12 protein-coding genes are annotated in these 11,513 nt (G+C 37.4%); 2 read left to right on the forward strand and 10 right to left on the reverse strand.

The window, feature by feature from the left end:
• The first annotated feature begins 219 nt into the window (after positions 1–219).
• Positions 220–921, forward strand: a complete 702-nt coding sequence (rluF, locus tag NV349_RS22545; protein WP_271911902.1) for a 23S rRNA pseudouridine(2604) synthase RluF — start codon at positions 220–222, stop codon at positions 919–921.
• 23 nt (positions 922–944) lie between these two features.
• Positions 945–1,664 (forward strand): DUF6904 family protein, encoded by a 720-nt coding sequence (locus NV349_RS22550; protein WP_036123832.1) that lies wholly within the window; start codon positions 945–947, stop codon positions 1,662–1,664.
• A 41-nt stretch (positions 1,665–1,705) separates the two neighbouring features.
• On the opposite strand, the gene NV349_RS22555 is transcribed toward NV349_RS22550, so the two are convergent.
• The 10 genes from NV349_RS22555 to NV349_RS22600 all read right to left on the reverse strand — a co-directional run bounded on the left by NV349_RS22555 (position 1,706) and on the right by NV349_RS22600 (position 11,339).
• Positions 1,706–2,206: a cupin domain-containing protein gene (locus tag NV349_RS22555; RefSeq protein ID WP_170829857.1), complete on the reverse strand. Its 501-nt coding sequence runs from the start codon at positions 2,204–2,206 to the stop codon at positions 1,706–1,708.
• Positions 2,207–2,352: 146 nt separating this feature from the next.
• On the reverse strand, positions 2,353–3,060 hold the full coding sequence (locus NV349_RS22560) for an ABC transporter ATP-binding protein (protein ID WP_036123837.1): 708 nt from the start codon (positions 3,058–3,060) through the stop codon (positions 2,353–2,355).
• Positions 3,060–3,839: an ABC transporter ATP-binding protein gene (locus NV349_RS22565; protein WP_036123840.1), complete on the reverse strand. Its 780-nt coding sequence runs from the start codon at positions 3,837–3,839 to the stop codon at positions 3,060–3,062. Before NV349_RS22565 ends, NV349_RS22560 begins: the two co-directional genes overlap by 1 nt.
• On the reverse strand, positions 3,839–4,774 hold the full coding sequence (locus tag NV349_RS22570) for a branched-chain amino acid ABC transporter permease (RefSeq protein ID WP_036123842.1): 936 nt from the start codon (positions 4,772–4,774) through the stop codon (positions 3,839–3,841). Before NV349_RS22570 ends, NV349_RS22565 begins: the two co-directional genes overlap by 1 nt.
• A 12-nt stretch (positions 4,775–4,786) precedes the next feature.
• The gene (locus NV349_RS22575; protein WP_036123845.1) at positions 4,787–5,662 is read right to left on the reverse strand and encodes a branched-chain amino acid ABC transporter permease; all 876 of its coding nucleotides are present in this window, start codon (positions 5,660–5,662) and stop codon (positions 4,787–4,789) included.
• 146 nt (positions 5,663–5,808) lie between these two features.
• Positions 5,809–7,029 (reverse strand): ABC transporter substrate-binding protein, encoded by a 1,221-nt coding sequence (locus NV349_RS22580; protein WP_036123848.1) that lies wholly within the window; start codon positions 7,027–7,029, stop codon positions 5,809–5,811.
• A 378-nt stretch (positions 7,030–7,407) separates the two neighbouring features.
• Positions 7,408–8,010: an SAM-dependent methyltransferase gene (locus tag NV349_RS22585; RefSeq protein WP_036123850.1), complete on the reverse strand. Its 603-nt coding sequence runs from the start codon at positions 8,008–8,010 to the stop codon at positions 7,408–7,410.
• Between the two features lie 87 nt (positions 8,011–8,097).
• On the reverse strand, positions 8,098–9,891 hold the full coding sequence (locus NV349_RS22590; RefSeq protein WP_058845135.1) for a CotH kinase family protein: 1,794 nt from the start codon (positions 9,889–9,891) through the stop codon (positions 8,098–8,100).
• A gap of 42 nt (positions 9,892–9,933) precedes the next feature.
• Positions 9,934–10,617 carry a DUF4956 domain-containing protein gene (locus NV349_RS22595; protein ID WP_036123865.1) on the reverse strand — a complete coding sequence of 228 codons (684 nt, stop codon included), beginning with the start codon at positions 10,615–10,617 and terminating at the stop codon, positions 9,934–9,936.
• 20 nt (positions 10,618–10,637) lie between these two features.
• On the reverse strand, positions 10,638–11,339 hold the full coding sequence (locus NV349_RS22600; RefSeq protein WP_271911903.1) for a polyphosphate polymerase domain-containing protein: 702 nt from the start codon (positions 11,337–11,339) through the stop codon (positions 10,638–10,640).
• Between the last annotated feature and the right edge of the window lie 174 nt (positions 11,340–11,513).

The following is an 11,513-nucleotide window of genomic DNA, read 5'->3' on the forward strand; positions in this document are numbered from 1 at the left end:
ATTTAATGAGAACTATCTAGAAAAAACGTTATTTTATATCGGAATAACACTATTTTCATAGAAACCCTCTCAACTACTATATTGTCAGAAACGTAAAATAATTTCAACTTTTTCAAAAACTTTTCCATTTAATTTATTTTTGCTAGAAAAGCTTCTAGAATTCACGGCATGTACACGTTAAGGTATACTTAAAAATAATATAAAATATAGGAGAACAATATGCGTATTAATAAATATTTAAGTGAAACAGGCATCATATCCCGTCGTGGTGCTGATAAATGGGTTGCTGAAGGAAAAGTAACCATTAATGGTCAGTTGGCGACTGTCGGTAGTCAGGTTGAAACAGGTGATATAGTTTGCGTTGATGGAAAAGAGGTAAAGAAAGAACAACAGCTTATCTATATTGCTCTGAATAAACCTGTCGGCATTACAAGTACAACAGAGCGTCATATAAAAGGCAATGTCGTTGATTTCGTCAATCATCCCTTACGTATTTTTCATATCGGACGTCTCGATAAGGAATCAGAGGGATTATTGTTATTAACTAATGATGGCGATATCGTCAATAAAATTCTGCGTGCAGAAAACCATCATGAAAAAGAATACATCGTTCAAGTTGATCAGCCTATAACAGCGCAATTTATTAAAAAAATGGGAGCCGGTGTTGATATTCTAGATACAACAACCTTACCTTGTCGTGTAGAAAAGATTTCGGACAAAGTTTTTAAAATCATTTTAGAGCAAGGCTTAAATCGTCAAATCCGCCGAATGTGCTCAGCGCTAGGTTATTCCGTTAAGCGCCTACAGCGTATTCGTATTATGAATATTAAGCTTGGTAATTTAAAAGTGGGCCAATGGCGTGATTTAACAGATAAGGAACGAACAGAACTATTCAAACTACTCAACTACACACCTAAATAAGCACTTAAAGGAGGGCGAGGACTATGATATCTATTCAAAGCACAGAGCAACTAACAGGGGTACGGGTTAGCGGGGATTATTGGGATTTAGATGAACTAATCAATGCGATCTATAAAGTAACTGGTGATGAAAATAAATACTATGATTATCAAGGTCCTCGACTACGTATTTTAAGCGTATGCTATAAACTAAGACATGCTATGCTCGGGGAACATCACCTTGATTTTGTGAGTAACGGACTTAATAAAAATGTCCTGACACAACATGAACTGATCTTTCCTAATAAAAATGTTTATTTTGCCACAGAAATTCTTTGGCCAGAAATAATATTTAGTGCGATTGCTTTAAATGATTTTATTGATTTGCATCAGCAGTTAAACAATGCGTCCATGTGGAATTATGAAATTGCCATTTTACGCAAGTTTCAAGCGGCTATTGCCGATTGTTTGGAACAGGAGATTGATGAGGAAGATTACGTTATGTTTGTCCGAATGCTACATGCTAAAAATCCATTCACTTTCCGTTTTGCTACGCAATATGTTGATGTTCTGAATCTAGAATATATTCAATTAAGTAAAGAGGAGCGAAAAGCACATTTAGCGGCATTTGCGGTGCGATTAATGGTAGAGGATCATGAATATTTGGCATTAAAATCAACTCTAATGGAAGCAGCCATTACGACTAAGCAAGCATTACATGATATCCAAATACAACTGAATTATCCTGAAGAAATACTATGGTGAACCAATCATGCCGTCTCAAAAACTTTGAGACGGCTACTTTTCTATTTAATGGTTTTGTAAGCCATTTTACGAATAACTCCCTCGTGCTGAGGATAGTCTGCTAAAAGCTCTTCCTGTGTAAACAATTCAAAATCTGCAAAGTCAAATCCTGGTGCAACCATACACCCGACTAGACTAAACGTCTCGGAATCCTCCACCGATGAGCCGAAAATGGTATTTTTCGGAACTGCAATTTGTGGTACCTCACCAGCTTCTACATTCAAACCAAGCTTTTTCGCCTCATAGGTACCATCGGGAAAAATCATATGAACTGTTAGTGGACTTCCCGCATGGTAATACCATAGCTCATCTGATTGCAATCGATGTAAATGTGAGATATCTTGTGAGCGTAATAAGAAATAAATACTCGTATAAATAGGTCTCTGAACATCTCTCACTGCTAGCTCGTCTGTGGCACGAAATGATGAAATGTAATAGCCTCCTTCTGGATGTTCGGCTAAATTTAATTGTTTAATAAAATATTGTGCTGAAAACTTCAACATGTATCACTCCTTTTTTCCACCTTACCAAAAAATAAAGTAAAAAGGCTACCTTTGATTTTTCAAGGGATCAGCTTTATCAAGAGGTAATCTTGATATATCGAAGATCAACTGAAAGGGCATCTCTTTGTTGAGATGCCCTTCAAATTCTATAATCCGCCTAAATAAGCTGCTTTTACTTGCTCGCTCTCTTGAAGCTCTTTTGCTGAACCAGCTAAAACAATACGTCCTGTTTCAAGTACATACGCACGATTAGCAACAGATAAAGCCATATTAGCATTTTGCTCAACAAGCAATACAGTTGTACCTTCTTTATTGACCTGTTCAATAATATTAAAGATGTTTTTAACCATTAGCGGTGCAAGACCCATCGAAGGTTCATCCATTAATAACAGTTTTGGTTTTGCCATTAAGGCACGGCCCATCGCAAGCATCTGCTGTTCCCCACCAGATAATGTGCCTGACTGCTGCTTGCGACGCTCTAATAAGCGCGGAAATAGCTCGAAAACATGATCCATATCTTTTTTAATACCAGCTTTATCATTACGTAGATAGGCACCAAGCTCTAAGTTTTCTTCTACTGACATATTGGCAAAAACACGACGACCCTCCGGAACGTGGGAAATTCCTGATTTAACAATAGTTTGTGCTGCCTTCCCAGCAATAGAGAAGCCCTCGTATTCAATAATGCCACCTTTTGGCTTCAGTAAACCTGATAATGTCTTTAACAATGTACTTTTTCCAGCACCATTTGCACCGATTAACGTTACAATTTCACCCTCGTTTACTTCTAAAGAGAGGCCCTTTAATGCTTGGATGTTGCCATAATAAACATCGATATTTTGTACTTTTAGCATTAGCCGATAACCTCCTCACCAAGGTACGCTTCAATTACCTTAGGATTGTTGCGAATTTCTTCTGGTGTCCCGTCAGCGATTAATTGTCCATGATCGAGTACATAAATGCGTTCACAAATACCCATAACTAAGCTCATATCATGCTCAATTAACAAAATGGTTAAGCCAAATTCTTTACGAATAAATGCAATTAACTCCATTAAATCATGTGTTTCCTGTGGGTTCATCCCTGCTGCTGGCTCATCCAATAATAGTAGCTTGGGATTCGCTGCTAAAGCACGAGCAATTTCTAAACGACGCTGCATTCCATATGGTAAATTTTTCGCTAGTTCATCCTTATAGACATCTAAGCCAAAGATTTTTAAGAATTCAATTGATTGATGCTCCATTGCTGCCTCACCCTTGAAATGAGTTGGCAAACGGAAAATAGAAGACCACATGGAATGCTTAGCAAGAGAATGATTGGCTACCTTAACATTGTCTAGAACAGATAGCTCTTTAAATAAGCGAATATTTTGGAACGTACGGCTAATACCCTTTTGCGTCACCTGATATGGTGCAAGTCCATTTAATCTCATACCATCAAAAGTAATTATACCTTCCGTTGGGGTATAAACCCCTGTCAGCATATTAAAGCTGGTTGTTTTCCCAGCACCATTAGGTCCAATTAGCCCTACTAATTCACCTTGATTAAGGTACATATTCACACCCTGTACCGCCTTTAAACCACCGAATTGAATCCCCATGTTTTCAACTTTTATAAGAAGGTTTCCAGTCATTATTTTGTACCTCCTTTTTTACCAAACTTAAATAACTGCGTAATTTCCTTTGTTCCCATTAAGCCGGTTGGACGATACAGCATGACAATAATTAATACTAAACTATAAATAATCATACGAGTTTCAGGGAAGTTTGCTAGATAAGTTGATACAAAAGTTAAGAAAATCGCTGCAATCACTGAACCAGAAAGACTCCCTAAGCCACCGAGTACAACATAAATTAAAATATCAAATGATTTTAAGAAACCAAATGTTGTCGGTTGGATAATATAAAAGTTATGTGCGAAAATAGCTCCAGCTAGACCTGCAAAGAAAGACCCAATCGCGAATGCAACAACTTTATAATAGGTCGTATTAATACCCATAGCATCCGCTGCAATTTCATCCTCACGAATGGAAATACACGCACGACCATGACGAGAATTTGTAAAGTTCGAGATAACGAGAATCGTTAACACAACACCAAAGAATGCATATGTCCAGTTAGATAAATATTTAACCTGCATCCCCGCTGCGCCACCAACATAATCCGTATTTAAAAAGATAATACGAATAATTTCAGCAAAGCCTAGTGTCGCAATTGCTAAATAATCTCCTTTTAAACGCAGAGTGGGAATCCCTACTATTAGACCAGCAACCGCTGCTGCGACTGCCCCTAAAAGGATAGCCAATGGGAATGGCAGCATTAATTTTGTGGTAATGATAGCGGACACATATGCACCAACTGCTAGGAACCCAGCATGCCCAATTGAGAATTGTCCAGTAACCCCAATAACAATATGCAAGCTGACAGCCAGCATGATGTTAATACACATTGTGATTAACATATTTTTGTAGTACAAATCAATTACTTCTGTTGTAATCAATAATTGCACAACTGCATAGATGACTAGCGCTATTACGGCATAGCCCCAAAAAATTTTAGACTTTTTCATAAAACCGCTCACCTACACTTTCTCACGGGCATTTTTACCAAAGATACCCGATGGTCTGAAGATTAAAATTAAAATTAAAATTACGAATGCCGCTGCATCACGCCATAATGAGAAGCCAAGCGCACTTACTAAGGACTCTACAACGCCTAGTAACATACCACCAACCATAGCGCCCGGAATGATACCAATACCACCAAGAACAGCTGCGATAAATGCTTTAACGCCAGGAATAACACCCATTAAAGGATCAATCTTTGTATAATAAACACCGAAGATAACACCCGCTGCACCAGCTAAAGCTGAACCAATAGCAAATGTTGCAGAGATTGTATTATCAACGTTTATACCCATTAAGCGAGCTGCATCTGCATCGTGAGAAACGGCACGCATCGCTTTACCGATTTTTGTTTTATGTACGATGAATTGTAAAAGAATCATCAGTACAACTGCGACTGATAAAATTAAAATGGATGTACTGCTAATTTGTACACCAAAAATATCAAATGATTTATTTTTGAAAACTTCAGGATAAGCTGCTGGTTGAGCACCTCTGAAGAAAATAGTAGTGTATTCAATTAACAATGACACACCAATCGCTGTAATTAATGCTGCGATACGTGTTGCATTTCGTAAACGTTTATAGGCAATACGTTCAATTAAAACACCAAAGATCGCACAAACGGTCATTGCCAATAATAGAGCCGGGAAGAAACCAAGCTCCCATTTAGCAATTGCGTAAAAGCCAATAAATGACCCGATCATGAAAACATCACCATGAGCAAAGTTAATCAGCTTGATAATACCGTATACCATCGTATACCCTAACGCTATTAACGCGTAGATACTTCCAAGTGAAATACCGTTCACAAGTTGCTGTATCCATTCCATGCGCATTCACTCCTTTGAATTTTCTGAAAAATGAGAAATCTGTACATGCATCTATACTAGAAAGTTATGAATTACGTTAGCATTCTAGTTATCTAAAACATAAAAAGGAAGGCGTGTTTACCCGCCTCCCCCTTGCTTACAAAACATTAAGGATTAACTTTAGAGTTGAACACTTGTTTACCGTCTTTGAATTCAAGAACTGTTGCTGTTTTAATTGGGTTATGGTTTTCGTCAACTGAGAAAGTACCTGTTACTAAAGAAAGATCTTTTGTTGCAGCTAATTCATTTTTAATTGCTTCACCATCCGTAGAGCCTGCACGTTTAATCGCATCTGCAATGTAGTAAATTGAGTCATAACCAAGTGCATTAAATGCGTCAGGTGCTTTGTCACCATTTGCCGCTTTAAATGCCTTTACGAAATCTTGAATTTTTTGGTCTGGGTCTTCAGCAGAATAGTGGTTTGTGATGTATGTGTTATTCAATGCATCCGCACCAGCTAAATCTATTAAAGTTGGAGAATCCCAACCATCAGCACCCATTAAAGGTACATCAATACCCATTTCACGTGCTTGTTTAACGATTAAACCAACTTCTTCATAGTATCCTGGGATAAAGATGAAATCTGGATTTGATGCTTTAATATTTGTTAACTGTGTACGGAAGTCTGTATCCTTCGCTACATAAGCTTCTTCTTTCACAACTTTTCCGCCACTCTTAGTAATTGTTTCTTTAAAGGATTTTGCCAAACCTTTTGCATAGTCTGATGCATTATCTGCGAAAATAGCTACATTTTTCGCATCTAGCTCGCCTGAGGCAAAGTTAGCCGCTACAATTCCTTGGAATGGATCGATAAAGCATGTACGGAATGCATATTCATTCACACTGCCATCTTCGTTTACTGTAATATTTGGCGCTGTACCAGAACCAGTTACAATTGGAATTTTATTATCATTGGCTATTTGAACCGTTGCTACTGTATTTCCTGAAGTTGCAGGCGCTAGCATTGCTACTACTTTATCTTGCGTTGCTAGTTTAATAGCAGCTGAGGTTGCCTCAGAGTTCTCTGATTTATTATCTACTTTAATCAATTCAATTTTCTTGCCGTCAATACCGCCAGCATCATTAATTTCTTTTACAGCCAGTTCTGCACCTAGCCCAATAGAGGAACCATAAGATGCTACATTCCCCGAAAGCTCTAAGTTGGCACCAATTTTAATTGTATCGCCATCAGATGAACCTCCGCCTGATGATGAGCCTCCGCCAGAACTTGAATCGTCTCCGTTACCACAACCTGCAAGAACACCAGCAAGTAATGAAGATGCTACTAAAAGTGAACCGAACTTCTTAAGCTTTTTGCTCTCTCTCATAATTAAATTCCCCCTGAAAATTTCTAAAATATTAGATATTTCTGATAATTATAAACAATTAAATTCATTTACTCAATAGCAAAAATAATTATTTATAACTATCCTAAAACGAATGAAAAATATTATTCATATAAGCCTTTTACATTGTAAAACATTCTTTATATTTAGTCTAGAGTGATTTTTCAGTATAATTAGTTATTTGTGAATTATCTTTTAATTTTACATAAAGACTAGTACAAAACTATTAGATGAAATTACTTTTTTACAATAAAGTCTAAGTAAGAGCGTTCATTTTCTCATATCATTATTTCCCTGAAAATAATTACTGCGATGTTACTTTATTTAAATTAGAAAAGCTTAGAGTTGGTTTCCCAAGCTCTAAGCTCTTTTTAAGACAAACACACAAAGACGTTCATTAATATTGGTTTCATTTTCTAAATGAACCTCATGAAGTAATTCAAATGATGTTCCGTGATGTAAAAATTGTAAATAATCATAAGGCGGATAATATAAAATTAAATGAATATCTCGCATTCGCTGTTCATAGGATTTCCAAATATTATGAATGACTGTACGAAAAATATGAATCGAAAAAGGGTTGAAGAAGAAGAACACATTATCACGTGACTTTATTTCATAAGCCTCAGCTATTGTATGAATAAACGAAATGGGTGCATGTGCTTTCATTTTTTGGAGATAACTACGTTTATTTTCTTCAGCCTCTGCATAAAATCCTGCATCCATTTCTATCCCAATAGTCGGAATACGGAACTTATGATGCACATAAATGGGTACTCTTCCTTTTCCACATCCCATATCAATGAATACTGGATTGTCCGGCATCTCGTACGCTTCAAACAATTGTTCCAACCCGCTATATGGTGTTGGCTCATATCGGTGATAGTGTGCGAGTTTTGGGAAACCGTATTGTTCTCCCACTGTGTTAATATGCAAATATTTATCAAACTGCTGTTCATTCATATGAAAAGACTCCTCAGAAAAGAATGCTTTATTTTAACACGATAAAATGCAAAAACCATACCCAAACATGTTGGATATGGTTATTTTTCAACGACCTCTGCGTTTAAATTTAACAACAAAGAGAAGTGCTAAGAGAAGCAATACAAGACAGGCTGCGGCTGTAAACACTGTATTTTTATCAATTACAGTTGCTTGATTAGACGCTCCATCATTTTCACCTGGCATACTGATTGGGCCTCCGCTTCCATCAGGACGTTGCATTGATTCGCCATTTTGTCCTTCTCGTGGGCCATTGCCTTCTCTATTAAACGGTGGGCTCTGTGATGGATCAAAATCCTCTGGTAGCTGACTCGGGTCAAAATTCTCTGGCATTGAATTCATCTCACCATTTTCATTTGGAGTTGGTACGCCCATATTTCCTTGTGATGTCGTAGACGCTTCTACAACCAGCTCTCCAGATAGCTGCTTTAAAATAGATTGGGAGCGCTGTTTAGCGAATTCAGGTAAGCTATTTTCACCTTCAACTGCCTCTAAGAATTGCTCTGTAGTAGAGAATTTTGTGGGATCTGCCTCCACATAGGTCGTTATTAATAGTGCTAAGTTTTTAGTAATAGCTTGTACATAATCCTCTGTTAAATAGGTTGTCGCTAGCTCTTCTAGATAACCTTCATATTTAGCACGGTACTCTTCATTAGTAAGCAAGGCATTCAGCAGTGGCCGCTCCTCTAACGTTGTGCCAGAAACAGGGGTTTTCACACTAAAATTAATAGCACTCTCGGCTAACAGGTTGCTTGACATCCCCATTTCCATTCCCCTATTGAAGCCTCCATCTGGCTGTTGTAACCTCCCCCCACCTGCCTGATTAAGTTGTTCATTGTTTTGTGCTCCTGATTCTTCTAAAGTTGTCGGAGCATCAGCTGGATTTTGACTGTTTTCTCCACCCATTCTACCGCCTCCACCGCCAACACCAAAGCCGCCGAAGGACATATTGTAATCCCATGGAATAATTGAAAACACACCATTCTGTTCATACAAATAATAGTTATGTTTCATATTCCCCTGGTAACTATCTAAATTGACAAGTGCTGTATTGACAGCGAAATAACGTAACATTTCATCGACATCAAGGTATTTTTCGATGTCTCCACCGTTATTAATAGCATTTAGCATCTCCACAAGCTTGGATTGATCCATATGACCTTCATTTGTTTTTAATCCCATGCCTGTATAGTCTGCAATATCATCACTAATATATTTCAAATCACTGCCAGTTCCGTCTGGCTTAAATAAAAAGCCATCATTAGAACCATAGTTATTGGCTAGGAATGTCTCATCTACTGCTTCCACTCCTAAAAACAAGCCCCGTTCCTCACCATTTACTGTGACATACATATAGGAGTGTGCTGGTGTTGGTAAGCCCATTTGCTCCATCATTTCATAGGAGATATATTCCCGCATCAATGTAGCATCACTATAATTATTATTTAAATTTAATTTTTTCAAACCATATAAGCTTTGAGTATCATCATAGTAATCAAAATCGATTTTTAAACTATAACGATCCGAGTCACTATTGACAACTGATCGTAATGATAAATTGCCTTTTGTGCGAATAGCAACATTCTCAATTTTCTTGCCGTTTACTGTAATATCCGCCTGTTTTAATTCCTCGTCCGCTGCATTTTCAAGCATGTCAGTCCAATCTTCCTCAGCAATCTCGATATCGACAGTGGTTACTTTATTGCTATTAAATACCATATCCTCATAGGAGAACTCGGAATTTTTCGTTTCAATTCCTGCATTTGGAAGTACAGCATATATCACGACAAAGAGAAGGAGTAAAATTGCCATGCACAGGTAGACAATTCGTGTTTTAATCATAGCCATCACCTCTCATCGTAGTCCTTTTTGTTAATGAGGTCATTACGCTGTGAAATTCCCATCGTAGCTAAGCATAATGGCTGATTTAACACCAGCAACTTTTGTTAGTTCATCCATCAGCTTCGCATCATTTTGCTTTACACGAATTTCGTAAGTTGTTTCAATTTCATCATTATGCATAATGGATTTTGATTTGAGTGCGAATTTTTTTGTTTGTGCAGCAATAATTCGCTCCACCTCAGCATTTGCTAGCTCTTCTTCAAACTTTACAATCAATAAATAAGGATTCTCTACCGTAATTTTATTCACGAACACTAGTAGTACAAGACCGATTAACACAGCACCGATAATTACTAATGGAATAAACCCTGCTCCACATAAAATACCAGAAACAATTGCCCAGAAAATATAGACTAAATCCATTGGATCTTTAATAGGTGTTCTGAAACGTACGATGGATAAAGCACCAACCATACCAAGTGATAACAGAACATTTGAACTAATCCCCATAATTACAAGTGCAGTTGCCATTGTCATAATAAGTAATGAGATATTGAATGAATGAGAGTAAATGACACCATTAAAAGTTTTCTTATAAACGGCGTAAATGAAAAGCCCTATAAAAAATGCCACTACTAAGCCAATAATAGAATCGATTAATGAAAATGATGTTGTTTTTTCTAAAAAGTTGGATTTAAATATATCGCTAAATTTAATTGTATCCATTTGTTCATTCTCCTTTGTATTTAGCCGTACATACGACTAAGCTGATATTTGGAATAGGCCTCTGCACGTGTATCTACAGATTGTAGTAAATACTTGATAATGTCTGGTAAATATTCATCATACTTTACCTCTAAAACCACAAGGTTCGGCTCCAGTACATCTACCATCGGCAGGTTTTGATTAAACATATCTGTGTTGCGTAGACTCGATTGGACCTTACTATCAAACGTTACGCGGACATTTCCGAACGGATAAATGTACGCCTCTCGCTCATAGTCTACTACCGTTGTAGGTCTAAGCTGGCTATAATTCATTTCTTGATATAAGTCTCGAATTAGCACTCGGTCGTCATTCTCCATCCAGGATATATCCCCGACACGCATTTGTTCATACTCAGCCTGAGATATCTTACACTTCGATTTAAAAGTGACATTGTTACGCTTACTTTTTCGCTCTAAATTAATAATGGCACTAGATTTCCCGTATATGCGTACCCGATATTTATCCCGATTGATATAGCCCTCTTTTTTCTCATTTAGCACTTTATTGGCCAAATTATCGAAATACGTACTACGGATCAAATATTTACCGTCCTTGCCCGCATGCTGGTCTAGCTGCATAACATGCTGAAGCTTAGCTTTTAATAAAGCATAATCTGGGTAGGATATCGCTTGTTTAATTTCTTGGCGACCATTTGGATTAAATGAAGTTACTATCGGCATCTCATCACGCTCCCTTGTCTTAGTGTTATACTGACAGCTACTTTCCCATTTGAATGGTTTACCAACTAGTACATGAAGATGACAAAACCTTCATAAGGCTCGTCCTTTTGTTTACTCCTCGTCTACACCATTTACTATAAAGAGCTTTTGTGTCAGGCAGATGTCGGCTTTACA

Origin of the sequence: Lysinibacillus sp. OF-1 (genome assembly GCF_028356935.1) — a bacterium.
GTDB lineage: Bacteria > Bacillota > Bacilli > Bacillales_A > Planococcaceae > Lysinibacillus > Lysinibacillus fusiformis_D.